Source organism: Erwinia sp. OLFS4 (assembly GCF_002752165.1).
Taxonomy (GTDB): Bacteria; Pseudomonadota; Gammaproteobacteria; order Enterobacterales; family Enterobacteriaceae; genus Izhakiella.
The window spans coordinates 92,844-109,707 of record NZ_MOMB01000049.1; the positions used below are offsets into that span (position 1 = coordinate 92,844).

15 protein-coding genes and 4 tRNA genes are annotated in these 16,864 nt (G+C 52.7%); 16 read left to right on the top strand and 3 right to left on the bottom strand.

The features are described 5' to 3' along the window. Window positions 1-4: 4 nt before the first annotated feature. Window positions 5-1,294 carry an ATP-dependent RNA helicase RhlB gene (gene rhlB / locus BL249_RS10750; RefSeq protein ID WP_099705784.1) on the bottom strand — a complete coding sequence of 430 codons (1,290 nt, stop codon included), beginning with the start codon at window positions 1,292-1,294 and terminating at the stop codon, window positions 5-7. A gap of 117 nt (window positions 1,295-1,411) precedes the next feature. Between rhlB and trxA the strand changes: the two genes are divergently transcribed. After that, window positions 1,412-1,744: a thioredoxin TrxA gene (gene trxA, locus BL249_RS10755; protein ID WP_099705785.1), complete on the top strand. Its 333-nt coding sequence runs from the start codon at window positions 1,412-1,414 to the stop codon at window positions 1,742-1,744. A 119-nt stretch (window positions 1,745-1,863) separates the two neighbouring features. Here trxA and BL249_RS19000 read toward each other — a convergent pair whose 3' ends face one another. After that, a complete protein-coding gene (locus BL249_RS19000) occupies window positions 1,864-2,025 on the bottom strand; it encodes a hypothetical protein (RefSeq protein WP_158233095.1) in 162 nt (53 codons plus the stop codon). A 79-nt stretch (window positions 2,026-2,104) separates the two neighbouring features. Between BL249_RS19000 and rho the strand changes: the two genes are divergently transcribed. The 15 genes from rho (at window position 2,105) to BL249_RS10830 (ending at window position 15,116) form a co-directional block, all read left to right on the top strand. Beyond that, complete coding sequence (gene rho, locus BL249_RS10760) at window positions 2,105-3,364, top strand: transcription termination factor Rho (protein WP_078004063.1); 1,260 nt, start codon at window positions 2,105-2,107, stop codon at window positions 3,362-3,364. A gap of 290 nt (window positions 3,365-3,654) precedes the next feature. After that, the gene (wecA, locus tag BL249_RS10765; RefSeq protein ID WP_099705786.1) at window positions 3,655-4,746 is read left to right on the top strand and encodes a UDP-N-acetylglucosamine--undecaprenyl-phosphate N-acetylglucosaminephosphotransferase; all 1,092 of its coding nucleotides are present in this window, start codon (window positions 3,655-3,657) and stop codon (window positions 4,744-4,746) included. A 9-nt stretch (window positions 4,747-4,755) separates the two neighbouring features. Further along, window positions 4,756-5,811 carry an ECA polysaccharide chain length modulation protein gene (gene wzzE / locus BL249_RS10770; protein WP_099705787.1) on the top strand — a complete coding sequence of 352 codons (1,056 nt, stop codon included), beginning with the start codon at window positions 4,756-4,758 and terminating at the stop codon, window positions 5,809-5,811. Next, window positions 5,808-6,938 (top strand): non-hydrolyzing UDP-N-acetylglucosamine 2-epimerase, encoded by a 1,131-nt coding sequence (gene wecB, locus BL249_RS10775; protein WP_099705788.1) that lies wholly within the window; start codon window positions 5,808-5,810, stop codon window positions 6,936-6,938. The genes wzzE and wecB overlap by 4 nt, the downstream gene beginning before the upstream one ends. Further along, a complete protein-coding gene (gene wecC / locus BL249_RS10780) occupies window positions 6,935-8,197 on the top strand; it encodes a UDP-N-acetyl-D-mannosamine dehydrogenase (protein ID WP_099705789.1) in 1,263 nt (420 codons plus the stop codon). The genes wecB and wecC overlap by 4 nt, the downstream gene beginning before the upstream one ends. Before the next feature lie 19 nt (window positions 8,198-8,216). Then, the gene (rffC, locus tag BL249_RS10785) at window positions 8,217-8,903 is read left to right on the top strand and encodes a dTDP-4-amino-4,6-dideoxy-D-galactose acyltransferase (protein WP_099705790.1); all 687 of its coding nucleotides are present in this window, start codon (window positions 8,217-8,219) and stop codon (window positions 8,901-8,903) included. A gap of 4 nt (window positions 8,904-8,907) precedes the next feature. After that, complete coding sequence (gene rffA / locus BL249_RS10790; RefSeq protein ID WP_099705791.1) at window positions 8,908-10,038, top strand: dTDP-4-amino-4,6-dideoxygalactose transaminase; 1,131 nt, start codon at window positions 8,908-8,910, stop codon at window positions 10,036-10,038. Further along, complete coding sequence (wzxE, locus tag BL249_RS10795) at window positions 10,038-11,288, top strand: lipid III flippase WzxE (protein ID WP_099705792.1); 1,251 nt, start codon at window positions 10,038-10,040, stop codon at window positions 11,286-11,288. Before rffA ends, wzxE begins: the two co-directional genes overlap by 1 nt. Beyond that, window positions 11,285-12,358, top strand: a complete 1,074-nt coding sequence (locus tag BL249_RS10800; protein WP_099705793.1) for a TDP-N-acetylfucosamine:lipid II N-acetylfucosaminyltransferase — start codon at window positions 11,285-11,287, stop codon at window positions 12,356-12,358. Before wzxE ends, BL249_RS10800 begins: the two co-directional genes overlap by 4 nt. Next, window positions 12,355-13,707 (top strand): ECA oligosaccharide polymerase, encoded by a 1,353-nt coding sequence (gene wzyE, locus BL249_RS10805; RefSeq protein ID WP_099705794.1) that lies wholly within the window; start codon window positions 12,355-12,357, stop codon window positions 13,705-13,707. The genes BL249_RS10800 and wzyE overlap by 4 nt, the downstream gene beginning before the upstream one ends. Before the next feature lie 25 nt (window positions 13,708-13,732). Next, window positions 13,733-14,473 (top strand): lipopolysaccharide N-acetylmannosaminouronosyltransferase, encoded by a 741-nt coding sequence (gene wecG / locus BL249_RS10810; protein ID WP_099705846.1) that lies wholly within the window; start codon window positions 13,733-13,735, stop codon window positions 14,471-14,473. 175 nt (window positions 14,474-14,648) lie between these two features. Continuing rightward, window positions 14,649-14,725 (top strand) — tRNA-Arg (locus tag BL249_RS10815). Window positions 14,726-14,837: 112 nt separating this feature from the next. Further along, window positions 14,838-14,913: transfer RNA gene (locus BL249_RS10820), tRNA-His, on the top strand. Between the two features lie 13 nt (window positions 14,914-14,926). Then, window positions 14,927-15,013, top strand: a tRNA-Leu gene (locus BL249_RS10825). Window positions 15,014-15,039: 26 nt separating this feature from the next. Then, window positions 15,040-15,116 (top strand) — tRNA-Pro (locus BL249_RS10830). 556 nt (window positions 15,117-15,672) lie between these two features. On the opposite strand, the gene hemY is transcribed toward BL249_RS10830, so the two are convergent. After that, window positions 15,673-16,863, bottom strand: coding sequence for a protoheme IX biogenesis protein HemY (gene hemY, locus BL249_RS10835; RefSeq protein WP_099705795.1), 1,191 nt, complete (start codon window positions 16,861-16,863; stop codon window positions 15,673-15,675). Between the last annotated feature and the right edge of the window lies 1 nt (window position 16,864).

Genomic DNA, 16,864 nt, shown 5'->3' on the forward strand with positions numbered 1-16,864 from the left:
AGCGTTAACCCGAGCGTTTACGATTGTTACGTGGCGCACCGCCCCGACGGTTGTTGCCACCGCGGCGTGGTCCGTTGCCGCCCGAGCGGTTGCGGGTCAATCTTTTCGGCGGCGGCAGTTCCTGCAGCAGCGCATCGCTGTTGTAACGGCTGACGGGAATGCCGTGACCGATATATTCTTCAATAGCCGGCAGGTTAAGCGCGTACTCTTCACAGGCAAGGCTGATTGAGTGGCCACTGGCTCCCGCCCGACCGGTACGGCCAATGCGATGCACATAGTCTTCGCGATCGTCCGGCAGGTCATAGTTGAATACATGCGTCACCGCAGGAATGTGCAACCCACGGGCAGCGACATCGGTTGCCACCAGAATGTCGACATCACCCTTAGTGAAATCATCGAGAATACGCAAACGCTTTTTCTGCGCCACGTCGCCGGTCAGTAAGCCAACCCGATGGCCATCGGCGGCAAGGTGGCCCCAGATGTCTTCACAGCGGTGTTTAGTATTGGCAAAAATAATCGCTCTGTCTGGCCATTCTTCTTCGAGCAGAGTTTGTAGCAGCCGCATTTTCTCTTCGTTTGAAGGATAGAAAAGCTCTTCTTTAATACGATGGCCGGTTTTTTGCTCGGGTTCCACTTCCACGTATTCGGCATTATTCATGTGTTCAAACGCCAGCTCACGCACGCGGAATGACAAGGTAGCGGAAAACAGCATATTCAGTCGCTGACTGGCAGGAGGCATACGGCGTAACAGCCAGCGAATATCTTTGATAAAACCAAGATCGAACATACGATCGGCTTCATCAAGAACCACAACCTGGATTGCCGCCAGGTTGATGTAGTTCTGCCGGGCATAATCAATCAGGCGTCCGGTGGTGCCGATAAGAATATCAACGCCGTTCTCCAGCACCTTCAGTTGTTTATCATAGCCGTCGCCGCCGTAAGCTAATCCCAGCTTCAGTCCGGAGGCCTGCGCCAGGGGTTCCGCATCCGCATGAATTTGTACCGCCAGTTCACGGGTGGGGGCCATGATAAGCGCGCGAGGTTGATTGACCTGATGGCCTTCCAGCGCGGGGTGAGAAAGCAAATAATGAAACGTTGACGTCAAAAACGCCATCGTTTTGCCGGTTCCGGTTTGCGCCTGACCCGCAACGTCCCGCCCGGCCAGGGTGAGGGGAAGTGCAAGTGCCTGAATAGGCGTGCAGTTATGAAACCCTTTTGTTTCAAGGGCTTCAATGACTTTCGGGTGCAGGGCGAAGTCGGAAAACTTCTGTTCTGTTAAATGTGTTTTGCTCATAGTGTGATAGAATATCAGCTTACTATTGCTTTACGAAAGCGTATCCGTTGAAATAAAGTCATCCTAAGTTGGCAGATTTTTCGCCAACCAGCCAGGGTTAATCTTGTGGAGTAAGACATGAGCAGCGATAAAATCGTTCATCTGACTGACAGCAGCTTCGAAACTGACGTTCTGAAAGCCGAACGTCCAACACTGGTAGATTTCTGGGCCGAGTGGTGTGGGCCGTGCAAAATGATTGCGCCAATCCTCGATGAGATTGCAGAAGAGTACCAGGATAAGCTGACGATTTCCAAGTTAAACATTGATGAAAATCCCGGTACCGCGCCAAAATATGGTATCCGTGGTATCCCGACGCTTCTGTTGTTTAAAAACGGTGAAGTTGCCGCCACAAAAGTGGGCGCGCTCTCTAAAGGTCAGCTGAAAGAGTTCCTGGACGCAAATCTGGGCTAGGCGGTACTATTCTGGCGTTAACAGGACAGCTTTTTTTCATCGTTGCTGGACGCCAGAAATTTCGCGTGTTATGTTACCTTCACTGCATTATGAACTTACCTGTAGTCTGAATCTAAGAATTATCCCTTGTTGAGCGCCAGAGTAACCAGTCGGTTTTTCACGGTATCAGCAATCTGACGGTTTGTACCAACGGTTTCGGCAAGCTTTTCCACCGTCTTCTCGCAGCAGACCGACCTGTTCTGTCTGAGATTGTCGAGCAATTCGGAAATAAAGTATGCCATTAGACAGGCATGGATTCTTTTGCCATACCATCCACGATTAATAGTTCGAGATTTACCCCGAGTTTAAGAACCCACCATTATGAATCTTACCGAATTAAAAAATACGCCGGTTTCTGATCTGATTACTCTCGGCGAGAACATGGGGCTGGAAAACCTGGCGCGCATGCGCAAGCAGGACATTATCTTCGCCATCCTCAAGCAACATGCAAAAAGCGGCGAAGATATCTTCGGCGACGGTGTGCTGGAAATACTGCAGGATGGTTTTGGATTCCTCCGTTCTGCAGACAGCTCCTACCTCGCCGGTCCCGATGATATCTACGTTTCTCCCAGCCAAATCCGCCGCTTTAATCTGCGCACCGGTGACACAATCGCCGGAAAAATACGTCCGCCGAAAGAAGGTGAGCGTTATTTTGCCCTGCTGAAGGTCAATGAAGTCAACTACGATAAGCCGGAGAACGCGCGTAGTAAGATTTTGTTCGAAAACCTAACGCCACTGCACGCCAATTCCCGCCTGCGTATGGAGCGTGGGAACGGTTCAACCGAAGACCTGACGGCCCGTGTGCTGGATTTAGCCTCACCGATTGGCCGCGGCCAGCGCGGGCTGATTGTTGCGCCGCCAAAAGCCGGTAAGACCATGTTGCTGCAGAATATCGCGCAGAGCATTGCCTACAATCATCCTGACTGCGTACTGATGGTGCTGCTGATTGACGAACGTCCGGAAGAAGTGACCGAAATGCAGCGTCTGGTAAAAGGCGAAGTCGTGGCATCCACCTTCGATGAACCTGCCTCCCGTCACGTTCAGGTTGCAGAGATGGTGATTGAAAAGGCTAAGCGTCTGGTTGAACATAAGAAAGACGTGATTATCCTGCTTGACTCCATCACCCGCCTGGCGCGTGCCTATAACACGGTTGTTCCTGCATCCGGCAAAGTGTTAACCGGTGGTGTTGACGCTAACGCTTTACATCGCCCTAAACGTTTCTTTGGTGCTGCGCGTAACGTTGAGGAAGGGGGCAGCCTGACCATTATCGCCACGGCGTTAATTGATACAGGTTCGAAGATGGACGAGGTTATCTACGAAGAGTTTAAAGGTACCGGTAATATGGAATTGCACCTTTCGCGTAAGATCGCCGAAAAACGCGTATTCCCGGCAATCGATTATAATCGTTCCGGTACCCGTAAAGAAGAATTGCTCACTTCACAGGAAGAGCTGCAAAAAATGTGGATCCTGCGCAAGATTATTCACCCTATGGGAGAAATCGATGCTATGGAATTCCTCATCAATAAGCTGGCAATGACCAAAACCAACGATGAATTCTTCGATATGATGAAGCGTTCATAAAACGCGCTGTTTTGCTGCTGATGCGACAGCCGGGTCTGTGGCATCAGTCACAATGCGCCTGTTGTTTTATCAAAAAAAAAGAAAAGCTGATAAACGCCACGTACAATCGTGGCGTTTTTGTTTCATGGGCTTTAGGATACTTGCAGTAAACTGGGTGTTATTCCCATATGAAACAAACCCGGTTATTGCGCGCTGGTTTAGTGGGAAGAGAATCAGAATTGCATGGGTGGCTTTAGCATGACCATTCCTTACAATAATGATGCAGGATTCATAGCAGAGAGCGGATTAATGTGAATTTACTCAATGTGAGTACTGACCTTGTCATTGTTTTTATTGCGACGTTAGTATTTATCTTTTTCGCTCGTAAAGTTGCAGAGAAAATCGGTCTGGTAGATAAACCAAACTACCGTAAACGCCATCAGGGCGTTATCCCGCTGGTCGGTGGTATTTCTGTTTTTGCCGGGATCTGTTTCACCTTTGCTGTCACTCATCTCTATATTCCCAATACGTTGCTTTATCTTTGCTGTGCTGGCGTGCTGGTGCTGGTCGGCGCCCTGGACGATCGCTTTGATATCAGTGTAAAAATCCGCGCCTTTGTGCAGGCGGTTATTGCGCTGGTCATGATGTTTGTGGGGAAGCTTTATCTGCTGAGCCTGGGGTTTATTTTTGGTCCCTGGGAAATGATTGTCGGTCCGTTTGGCTATGTCCTGACGCTGTTTGCCGTCTGGGCCTGTATCAATGCTTTTAATATGGTAGACGGTATTGATGGGCTGCTGGGCGGTCTGTCATGCGTCACTTTTCTCGCGATGGGAATTATTCTGGTGCACAGTGGTCAGTACAATCTGGCAATCTGGTGTTTCGGAATAATTACCGCCATTATACCCTATATTTTACTTAATCTTGGCCTGATGGGTCGGCGTTATAAAGTCTTTATGGGTGATGCCGGTAGTACGCTTATCGGTTTTACTATTATCTGGATTTTACTGGAAACGACGCAGGGGAAAGATCATCCTATTACGCCGGTGACGGCACTCTGGCTTATTGCTATTCCGCTGATGGATATGGTGGCGATAATGTATCGCCGTCTGAGCAAAGGGATGAGTCCTTTCTCCGCCGACAGGCAGCATATCCACCATCTGATTATGCGCGCCGGTTTTACCTCCCGTCAGGCTTTTATGCTGATTACCTGCGCGGCCGCATTGCTGGCCGGCATTGGCGTGCTGGGGGAAAGTCTGTGGTTTGTGCCAGAGTGGCTGATGTTATTGTTATTTTTACTGGCATTTATGTTTTATGGCTACTGTATAAAGCGCGCATGGCGGGTGGCCCGCGTGATTAAACGTATAAAAAGGCGCCTGCGCCGTCAGCAACCAAAAAGCCAGTGAGGATGGGTGATGCTACACGTTGAAACCGAAGAAAATAGCCTCGATTTACGCACGCTTTGCTGTGCGCTGTGGCGTGGTAAGGGCTGGATTATTGGTGGCGCCCTGCTGCTGGCGATTGTTGCGCTGATTTATTCGCTGTTGGCCCGCCAGGTCTGGAGTGCAACCGCAGTTACCGAGCGCCCGGCTATTACCCAGTTAGGAAACTATTTTGCCCGGCAGCAATTTATTAATGACCTGTCGCCGGGAGGCAATGCTGACCATCATCTGCCAGCACAAGATATTGCCGATGAGGTGTACAGCGAGTTCATTGCTCAGCTTGCTTCCTGGGATACCCGACGTGATTTCTGGTTGCAAAGTGCTTATTACCAACGCCTGAAAACCAACAAGGCGGCTGATGATGCCAGAATGCTCGATCGCTTAATCAGTAATATTCAATATCAGCCCGCCGATCCGGCTAAGAATCAGGCAGACAGTATCAAACTGATGGCCGAAAATAGTCACGATGCCAGTCAGTTACTGCGTGACTATATTGAATTTGCTAATCAGCGGGCAAGTACCACGCTGCGGGAAGGATTAAACGCGGCCTGGCAGGCGCGTCGGATGCAGTTGCAAAGTGAGGTTGAACGTCAGCGGGCGGTTGCCAGCGCGTTGTATCAGCGTGAACTGGCTAACGTTAAGCAGGCGCTGGTGATTGCCCGTAAGCAAAATATTAACAAAATGCAGACCACCAGCCCGCCGGATCAGCTAGCGGACTCCGCGCTTTTTTTACTTGGCGCCCCGCTCTTGCAGGCGCGGCTGGACACTCTTCAGGCTATCGGTCCGCATTACGAATTGAGTTATGATCAGAATCAGGCATTGCTGGCAACGCTGGCCGCCGGGCCGCAACTGAATAAAACGTTCAGCTGCTGGCGTTACCTGCGCACCCCCGAAGTGCCGGTTAGCCGCGATAGCCCGCGTCAGGGGTATTTGATGGCGGTGTGGGGCGTGGTTGGTGCCTTAACCGGTGCCGGTATTGCGCTGGCCCGCCGGCGAAAACCTGCAGCTCATACCAAGGATATATCGTGAAAGTATTAACCGTATTCGGCACGCGTCCTGAAGCGATAAAAATGGCGCCGCTGGTCCATCAATTGGCTCAGGATGCAGAAATAGAATCGCGCCTGTGCGTTACCGCACAACATCGGGAAATGCTCGATCAGGTTCTCAGTTTATTTGCGCTGACGCCGGACTACGATCTCAACATCATGCGGGCTGGTCAGAATTTAACCGATATTACCTGCCGTATACTGGATGGTATGCGCGGCGTGCTGGCTGATTTCCGGCCTGATGTGGTGCTGGTACATGGCGATACCACTACCACGCTGGCCGCCAGCCTGGCCGCCTTTTATCAGCAGATAACCGTGGGACACGTTGAGGCCGGCCTGCGTACCGGTAATATGTACGCGCCCTGGCCAGAAGAAGGTAACCGGGCGCTGACCGGGCGCCTGGCGCGCTGGCACTTTACCCCCACCGAGAATGCCCGACAAAATTTGCTGCGGGAAAACGTGCCGGCTTCACAGATTATCGTTACCGGCAACACCGTGATTGACGCACTTTTCTGGGTTCGTGATGGTATTCTGCGCGATGCTCAGCAAAATAGCGCAATGGCCAGTCGTTATCCCTTTCTGGATGCCCGGCGTAAAATGGTGCTGGTGACCGGTCATCGTCGAGAAAGCTTCGGGGGCGGTTTTGAACGCATCTGTCAGGCACTGATGCAGCTGGCTCACCTGCATCCCGATTGCCAGATTGTCTACCCGGTCCATCTGAACCCAAACGTCAGCGAACCGGTAAACCGGATATTGCGGGGCATTGACAATATTACGCTGATTGAACCGCAGGAATATCTGCCTTTCGTCTGGTTAATGGATCGCGCCAGAGTGATCCTCACTGACTCTGGCGGCGTGCAGGAAGAAGCGCCTTCATTAGGCAAACCGGTATTGGTCATGCGGGAAACCACTGAACGGCCCGAAGCCGTTGATGCCGGCACGGTGCGCCTGGTCGGAACAGACAGCGCTAAGATAGTGGCCGAAACCTCGCGTTTGCTGACCGATGATGACGCCTGGCAGGCGATGAGCCGGGCGCACAATCCTTATGGCGATGGCCAGGCCTGCCAGCGCATTGTTCAGGCATTAAAAGCAAGTCGGATTGATTTATGAAGTTAACTACCCTGTCTGTTATTGGATTGGGCTATATAGGGCTGCCTACCGCGGCTGCTTTTGCCGCCCGCGGAACGCCGGTAATCGGCGTGGATATTAATCCGCACACGGTAGAAACCATTAATCGCGGTGCGGTGCATATCATCGAGCCCGATCTGGATAACATTGTTAAGCAGGCGGTAGCGGATGGCATGCTAAAGGCCGTTGGTCAGCCAATGGCAGCGGATGCTTTTCTGATTGCGGTACCCACGCCTTTTAGTGAAGGCTATCAGCCCGATTTGACGGCAGTAAAGGCGGCGGCGGATGCTATTGCACCGGTGCTGAAAGCCGGCGATCTGGTGGTACTGGAGTCGACTTCGCCGGTAGGCACTACCGAGCAGATGGCTGACTGGCTGGCTCAGTCCCGCCCGGATCTGCGTTTCCCACAGCAGGCCGGCGAAGCGGCGGATGTGATGATTGCTTACTGTCCTGAACGTGTTCTGCCAGGGAAAGTGATGGTTGAGCTTATTAAAAACGATCGGGTGATTGGCGGTATGACGCCACGCTGTTCACAGCGAGCCTGTGAACTTTATGGCCTGATTCTGGAAGGGGAATGCATTGTCACTAATGCCCGTACTGCGGAAATGTGTAAGCTCACTGAAAACAGTTTTCGCGATGTGAATATTGCATTTGCCAACGAGCTGTCACTGATCTGCGCCGAACAAAATATTGATGTCTGGCAGCTGATTGCGCTGGCTAATCGTCATCCACGCGTGAATATCTTACAGCCGGGTCCTGGCGTGGGCGGGCACTGTATTGCCATCGATCCCTGGTTTATCGTGGCCCAGAATCCCCAACAGGCGCGTTTGATTCGTACGGCGCGTGAGGTGAATGACAGTAAACCGGCCTGGGTGATTGAGCAGGTGAAAAAAACGCTGGCAGAATGCCTGGCCGCCACTAACCGGCGGGCTGGTGACATCACCATAGCCTGCTTTGGCCTGGCGTTTAAGCCGGATATCGACGATTTGCGTGAAAGTCCGGCAATGACTATCGCCTGGCAGATTGCAGACTGGCATCGGGGCACCACTCTGGTCGTCGAGCCCAATATTGAAGCGTTACCGTCTCAACTAGCGTCCCGCGCCACTCTGGTAACCGCTCAACAGGCGATAGCCGGAGCGGACATCCTGGTGATGCTGGTTGATCACACGGCGTTTCGTAACCTGGATGTCAGAACCACGGATCGACGCTGGCTGGTGGATACCAAAGGTATCTGGCGTTAAGGCAACGCGGGGGGCAGAGATGCAAATGACAGCACGGATTGAACCCCTGCCCTGGGAAAGTGAGTTCTTCGGTATTCGCTGTGGTCGTCTGATACTGGATGGCGGATTACCGTTGAGCGGGCTGTCCATGGCGGAGTATGCGCTGGTGCAGGCAAAGGTACCGGCGCAGCGCAGTGCAGAGCTGGATGCCCTGAGTAATGGCGGTTTCCGGCTGGTTGATGGTGAAATCGATTTTCTGTTTTCTACCGATTCTGCCGTCCGGCCCGCTGCCATCAAAATTGCGCGTAGTGACAATATTCCGCTATTACGTGCCGCGGCAGCGCGGCTTTTTGTGCATAGCCGTTTTCGTCCCCCCTGGTTTAAGCTGGACGATTGTCAGCGCTTTTATGCCTGCTGGATTGAGAACGCGGTGACAGGCTGTTTTGATGACCAGTGCCTGCTGGCGCTGGATCACAGCGGTGATATTGCCGGTTTTGTTTCACTGCGACGGCTTGATGATGACACTGCCCGCGTAGGTTTGTTGGGCGCTCTGATATCAGGGCAGGGCACCGGGCAACGGCTGATCGGTGCCGCACTTGACTGGGCGCGTGCGCAGCGCTTGAGCCGTTTGCGTGTGGCCACGCAGACCAGCAACCTGGCGGCGATGCGTCTCTATACCCGTTGTGGCGGCGTGCCGGACGGCAGTAGCTGGTGGCTATACAGGTAACATTATGATTCCATTTAATGCACCACCCTGTGTGGGCAGTGAAAGCAAGTATATTCAGATAGCGCTATCCAGCGGCAAGCTCAGTGGCGATGGCGATTTTAGCCGTCGTTGTCAGCAATGGCTGGAACAGCGATTGGGCTGTCCGAAGGTGTTGCTGACGCCTTCCTGTACCGCCTCGTTAGAAATGGCGGCGATGCTGCTGGAACTGCAGCCCGGTGATGAAGTTATCATGCCGAGTTTCACTTTCGTTTCCACGGCGAATGCCTTTGTGCTGCGAGGCGCAACGGTGGTTTTTGTTGATGTGCGTGAAGATACGCTGAACCTTGATGAAAATAAAATAGAAGCAGCGATTAGCGACAAAACCAAAGCCATCGTGGTGGTGCATTATGCCGGGGTAAGTTGTGACATGGATGCCATTATGGCACTGGCAGCCCGTTACCGTCTCAGCGTCGTGGAAGATGCGGCGCAGGGGATGATGTCCAGCTGGAAAGGACGGGCGCTCGGTACTATCGGGCACATTGGTTGTTTTAGCTTCCATGAAACTAAAAATTACACGGCTGGCGGTGAAGGCGGCGCCACGCTGATTAATGACCGTTCACTGATAGAACGCGCTGAAATCATCCGGGAGAAAGGCACCAACCGTAGCCAGTTTTTTCGCGGACAGGTGGATAAATACACCTGGCGTGATTTGGGTTCCAGCTACCTGATGTCTGATTTGCAGGCTGCCTGCCTGTGGGCGCAGCTTGAGGTTGCCGGGAGTATCAATGATCATCGGTTGTTGCTCTGGCAACGTTATTATCAGGCGCTGAAACCGCTGGCAGACAGTGGTCGTCTGGTGTTACCGGTCCAGCCGCCGGAATGTCAGCATAATGCACATATGTTTGCGATTCGTCTGCGTGATGAACAACAGCGTGCCCGGCTGATTGACTGGCTTAAAGACGATGGCATCCTCGCGGTGTTTCATTATATTCCCCTGCACAGCTCTCCCGCCGGACAGCGATTTGGTCGTTTTAATGGTAAGGACGAGGTGACGACGCGTGAAAGTGAACGCTTGCTGCGCTTGCCGCTTTTCTACAATTTGTCCGATACGGATCAGCAACGGGTGATCCAGTCGCTGCTGCGTTTTTTTTCCTGATGTCTCTGGCACGTGCGTCGTTGTGGACCGCGAGCTCCACTCTGGTAAAAATCCTTGCCGGCCTGGTGGTCATTAAGCTGATGGCAGTGAGTTATGGGCCGCAAGGGGTGGGGCTGGCCGGCAACTTTCGTCAGCTTATCACCGTTCTTGGCGTGCTGGCCGGCGCCGGTATTTTTAACGGCGTCACCACCCTGATAGCAGAACGACAGCAGCAGCCAGAGGCTTTGCGCGCGGTTCTTGGAAGTGCCTCGCTAATGGTGCTGGTTTTTTCGTTGCTGCTGGCGGCATTTTTTTTACTGCTGGCCGTCCCCGTCAGTCAGGTGCTGTTCGGCCGGCATGACTTCGCTGGCGTGATTCGGATAGTGGCCTTGCTACAACTGGGGATCGCCTGGGCGAACCTGATGCTGGCGATTATTAAAGGTTACCGTGATGCCACAGCCAACGCGCTGGCATTAATTGGCGGGAGTGTCGCGGGTGTTCTGGCCTGGATTTGCTGCCACTGGCTCGGGGGCTATCGTGGGGCGCTGGTGGGGCTGGCTATGGTGCCGGTGCTGGTGCTGTTACCCGCTAGCTGGCTGATGACAAGACGCGCACGTTTCCCCTGGCACTATCTTCGTCCCTGCTGGCAGCCGGCGGTGGTGATGACCCTGAGTAAATATACCCTGATGGCGCTGATTACCACGGCAACGTTGCCTGTTGCCTGGGTGATGATGCGTAATCAGCTGGCCGTTCAGGCAGGCTGGGATCAGGTTGGGATCTGGCTGGGTGTGACCAGTCTTTCCGATGCCTGGTTGCAGTTTATTACCGCGTCGTTCAGCGTCTGGTTATTGCCGACGCTGGCCCGTTTACACGACAAAACCGCCATCAGCCAGGAAATTGGCCGCACGCTTTTATTTGTCCTGCCGGTAGTTTCTGTGGTGGCCTGCTGTGTCTGGCTGCTCAGAGACATTGCTATCTGGCTATTGTTCTCCCCTCAGTTTTCACCTATGCGGGATTTATTTATCTGGCAGCTGCCAGGTGACGTGCTGAAGGTGGGGGCCTATGTATTTGGTTATCTGGTCATTGCTAAAGCGGCGCTGCGGATTTATATCCTGACTGAAATCAGCCAGTTTGTGTTATTGCTGGGGTTTGCGCACTGGCTCATTCCGCTGCAGGGTACCCGTGGGGCTGCACAGGCTTATCTGGCTACCTATGTGGTTTATTTTGTGCTTTGTGTCTGCGCTTTTTTAATTTACCGTTTTCGTAAATGACGATGCTTATCCATATTCTTGGGGCGGATATTCCCCACCATAATCAAACCGTGCTGCGCTTTTTTAATGACAAGTTAGCGTCGACGGCGCCATTCCGGCGACAATTTTGGGTTGTAAATTGTTCGCAGGAACTCTGTCGTCAGCTACCGGCACTGGATATTCACTCGTTTATGACCCAGGGACAGCTGGCGCAAGCAGTGATTGCGCATGCGCGTCGGCAACGTCAGGATCGTTTTTTATTTTACGGACAGTTTAATCTGCGAATCTGGCTGGCGTTGCTGAGCGGCGCCCTGCAATCTCATCAGATGCTCTGGCATATCTGGGGTGCCGATCTTTATGAAGATCGCCGTGGAATCGTGTTCCGGCTATTTTATGGCATACGCCGGCTGGCGCAGCGCCGGGTCGGGCAGGTGTTTGCTACGCTTGGCGATCTGTCGGTTTTTCATGGTCGCTGTCCGCAGGTGCCGGGCAGACAGCTCTATTTCCCCACCCGTATTCCCGCGTTGCCCGCAGCATCAACACCGCAACAAACCGCCACACTCAGGCTGTTGCTCGGTAACTCTGGCGATATCAGCAACCGGCATATTGCCGGTTTGCAGGCGATTCATCGCAGTTTTGGCGATCGCGTTCAGGTGGTGTTACCGATGGGTTATCCGCCGGGAAATGAAACCTATATCGCGCAGGTCGAAGCGGCTGGTTGTCGTCTTTTTCCGACCAGACCACCCATTATCCTGCGGGAAAAACTGGATTTTACAAGCTATATGGCGCTGATTTCGCAGAGTAATTTAGGCTATTTTATTTTCCAGCGTCAGCAGGGTATTGGTACGCTGTGTTTGCTGATTCAGGCAAATGTACCGCTGGTTATTAGCCGGCATAATCCTTTCTGGCAGGATCTGGCAGCGGCAAATATCCCGCTGTTATTTGCCGAAGACGATCTGAGTCAGCAGCAGATTGCCGGGGCACACCAGCAGTTGCTGGCGATGGATAAAACCAGGATCCCTTTTTTCGCGCCGGGTTATACTGCCGGCTGGAAAGGGCTGCTGCAACAACTTGAGGATCCAGGTGCATGACGCTTCCACAGTTTAGTGGCCTGCTGGTGGTGTATCTGCTATCACTAGGATTGGTATTAACCCTGACCTGGCGTGAATTCCGCCAGGTGCGTTTTAGTTTTCATATTTTCTTTTCTTTGGTGTTTTTGCTGACCTTTTATCTCGGCTTCCCGTTTTCCTGCATGCTGGTGTTTGTTTTCAATGTTGACATTGTGCCGCCGGCGCATCTGCTGGAAGCATTACTTTCAGCGACCGGTTTTTATGCGATTTATTATGTCTGTTACAAAACCCGGCTGCGCCCGCAGCACAAAGGCCGGCTTTCGTCAGGCTTCACCATTAATCGGGTGGAATTTCAGCTGACCGTTGGCTTGCTGATGTTGATTGCACTGGCTGCGGTTGCCATTTTTTTTGTCAACAATGGCTTCCTGATTTTCCGGTTGCAGGCATACAGCCAGATATTTTCAGCTGGCGTATCCGGCGTGGCGTTGAAGCGCTTTTTCTACTTTTTTATTCCGGCAATGCTGCTGGTGTATTTCAGTCGTGAAACCCGTGGTCAGTGGATACTGTTTCTGCTGGTAACGGTGGCCTTTGGCCTGTTAACGTACGCGATTGTGGGGGGAACCCGGGCAAACACGATTATGGCGTTTGCGATTTTCCTGTTTATCGGCATCATCCGTGGCTGGATTACCCTGTGGATGTTAATTGCCGGCGGTATAGCAGGCATTGTTGCCATGTTCTTTCTGGCACTGGGACGCTATAACCTTAATGTCAGCCGGGCGGAGGAATTTTATACCTTTCTTTATCTGACCCGTGACACCTTTTCGCCCTGGGAGAACCTGGCGCTATTGTTCAGTCACTATCATCAGATTACCTTCCAGGGGCTGGCACCGATAGTGCGTGATTTCTATGTCTTTATTCCCGGCTGGCTTTGGCCAGATCACCCGGCGGCGGTACTCAATTCGGCGAATTATTTTACCTGGGAGATACTGGATAATCATTCCGGACTGGCCATTTCACCTACGCTGATTGGTTCCCTGCTGGTGATGGGGGGAGTATGGATGCTTCCGGTCGGGGCGCTGGCGGTCGGCTGGATTATTAAATGGTTTGACTGGCTTTATCAGTCCGGACGTCGTGAAACGCAGCGCTATAAAGCCGCTGTGCTGCAAAGTTTTTGCTTTGGCGCCGTGTTTAACATCGTAATACTGGCGCGTGAGGGCCTTGATGCCTTCGTCTCACGGGTAGTGTTTTTTATCTTAATTTTTGTCGTCAGCGTGGTAGTAGCAAAATTACTTTACTGGCTGCTGGAGAGCGCCGGCCTGATCCGTTCGGTCAGGGTTATCGCGCTACGCCATCAGGATGAAAAGGCATAATGTGGAGTGTCAGACAAACTATATGATGCAGCAGGGCGAGGAACCGCCGGTATACACCATACGCGGGGTCAGACTGGCTGGTTTTGCCAGCCGGAAGGCATTTATTGCGCACCTGATAACGGATCGCCGCTGGCTACCGGGAATACTGGTTGCCATCAATGCGGAAAAGATGTTGACCATTGAACAGGATCGGCACATTGGCGCGCTGATTGATGCCGCTCGCTATCGCTATGCTGATGGCATCAGTATGGTGCGGGCGATCCATCGCAAATATCCTCAGGCGCGCGTTGAGCGTATTGCCGGGGCTGATTTGTGGGAAGGGATTATGGAGCGAGCCGGCGAGAATGGCAGCCGGGTCTTTCTGGTGGGAGCAACGCCAGAAGTGTTGCGCATGACTGCGGAGAAATTGCAGCAACGCTGGCAGGTTAACATTGTGGGGACGCAGGACGGCTATTTTGCCGACGATCAACAGGACGCTATTTTTGCCCGTATCGCTGCCAGCGGGGCGGAGATTGTCACGGTAGCAATGGGGTCGCCTAAGCAGGAAGTTTTTATGTGTGCCTGTCAGGCGCTATATCCCCAGGCGCTGTATATGGGGGTTGGCGGAACCTATGATGTCTTTACCGGCCGGGTCAGGCGGGCACCGGTAGTCTGGCAAAACTTAGGGCTGGAATGGTTATATCGTCTGATCCGCCAGCCGAGCCGCATCGGGCGGCTGATAAAAATGCTGACCTTTCTGCGCTGGTATTTTCGCAGAGAACTGTAAACGCCGGAAGTCAGCTATCTGGTTGCTTAACCGTCGTTTTCTGTCGTTAAGTCGCATAAATGAGCAGGCAGAAGACAGTGAGTGCGCAAAGCGTAATCAAACGCGTTTTTTTGTGCAAAAAGCACTGGACAGCATGGGAGCAAATCCGTACTATGCCCATCCGCAACGGCGCTACGCGCCCGTAGCTCAGCTGGATAGAGCGCTGCCCTCCGGAGGCAGAGGTCTCAGGTTCGAATCCTGTCGGGCGCGCCATTAAGTTGTGCGCAAGAGCTGCGGTGGTAACATTTACCGCGTTATTAAACAAATCATTGTTTCTCTGACAGAAACTGTCCGGTAGCAGTAAATGATTTGTCGTAAGACGATGGTGGCTATAGCTCAGTTGGTAGAGCCCTGGATTGTGATTCCAGTTGTCGTGGGTTCGAGTCCCATTAGCCACCCCAATTTTGATGGTAGGCGAAGGTGGCGGAATTGGTAGACGCGCTAGCTTCAGGTGTTAGTGTCCTTACGGACGTGGGGGTTCAAGTCCCCCCCCTCGCACCAATCAAAATGACAACATAGCAGTATTTCGGCGAGTAGCGCAGCTTGGTAGCGCAACTGGTTTGGGACCAGGGGGTCGGAGGTTCGAATCCTCTCTCGCCGACCAATTCAATAAACCTGCCTCTGGCAGGTTTTTTTCTGCAGTCGCCTGACGGATCACGGGGCGCTGTATGCGCTTTAGCGTCTCTCAGCAGTTTTTGCTGTTGATTGGCCATGTCGCCGTAGAGTGACACTTATCGCCTTGATTTATTTATGAATAGAGGACGCGCGTACAGGCTGTCTCCGCGTGGCGACAGCCGGGCAGACAGACGCCGCTCGTTCCGGCATCGTTTTACGCGATTGCTCTGAAAAAGATTTTTAAAAACAATATTTTGTTTTTTTATCTGGCGCTTTTATCTGTCTGGCACAGTAAATGCATTACAGGAGGGGTAGATGCTCATTCCGTTTGTTATGCTCGCTTCGGCTTCATAAAACCTGGGAATGATGCAGAGCCATTTACGGTACTTGTTGTCCACCCGTCAGCCATTATTACTGGCAGATGACCGGACATTACGTTGAGTCATGTACCCCCTGTTATCTTAACGACCCGATTTTACGCCTGCCTTATGGCAGGCGTTTTTTTGCCTGATGCCGGATAACCGCGTCGTCGGCTGTGTGACGTATCAGGGATCGTTTTTTAATGTTAACAGTAGTCCATCACGCCGCATTTGCGCTGCTTCCTGAGGCTTATGAAGCCTGTCGAGGGTATCCGCCAGCCAGGCATAGTCATAGGCATCGGGGCGCTGTTTCAGCGCTTCACGAAACGCCTCGCTTGCCTGTTGCCAGTCTCCGTGTTGCATCAGCAGCTGGCCCAAGGTACTCCATAGCAGCGGGGTAGCGCCATGCTGTTTTATCTGCTGACGCAGGGTTTTTTCCAGCCGCTCAGTCTCACCGTTTTTTAGCTTCGGCATCAGCAGGATCAGCCGTTCGTCATACTGGCGTTTTAGCCCATCAAGCACGATTTCTTCGGCGGCCTGATGATCATTACAGGCAATAAGATGTTCGGCGACCGCCACCTGTAACGTCATATCCTGACGGGTTTTTCGGCGCTGATTTTGCCACCATTGCTTGAGTCCTTCGCTGCCGTTATCAGCCATGGCCTGATTTATCAACCCGAGCCAGGCCTGCTTTTGCAGCGCGTCAAGCTGAGTGTCATCCGCCAGATTATTTTTCTCCAGCGCGGGTAAAATATCCAGCAGAGAGGCCCAGGCGCCGGTACGGATGTAGGCTTGTTCTGCCAGACGTAACACTTCGGGATGCCGCGGCGCCACTTCAAGCAGTTTATCAACACCATGGCGGGCTGCGTGATCCTCATTACGTGACAGCTGAATACGTACCCGGGTTATTTCTACCGGTAACCGATCGTTTTCCGCCAGCTCAGCGGCCCGTTCCAGATGCTGATTCGCCCGGATTTCATCTCCTCGCTGTTGTGCGGCTTCTGCTGCCAGTAAATAATTGACCACCGGCTGTTCTGCATGGTCGGCATGGCTGGACATCAGCTTTTCAACCTGCTTGTAGTCACCTTCTGCCAGCTTCATCAGCGCAATTTGCGTCTGCTTTTTTGCCCGGCTTCGCTTGCGGCCTTTAAACCAACCGTGGGTACGGTTGCCGGTTTTGAACAGGCGGCGTAGCAGCCATTCAACCAGCAGAATCACCACCAGTGAAATGAGGAGTATGATGACAAGACCGGTGACGCTGGTTTCAATATTCCAGCTGTCGGTCTGGATCAGTACATAGCCCTGATGACCGGCCAGCATCGGACCAAGAATAATGCCGGCCAGCAGTAACAGAAAAAGCAAAAGTACTTTCAGCATC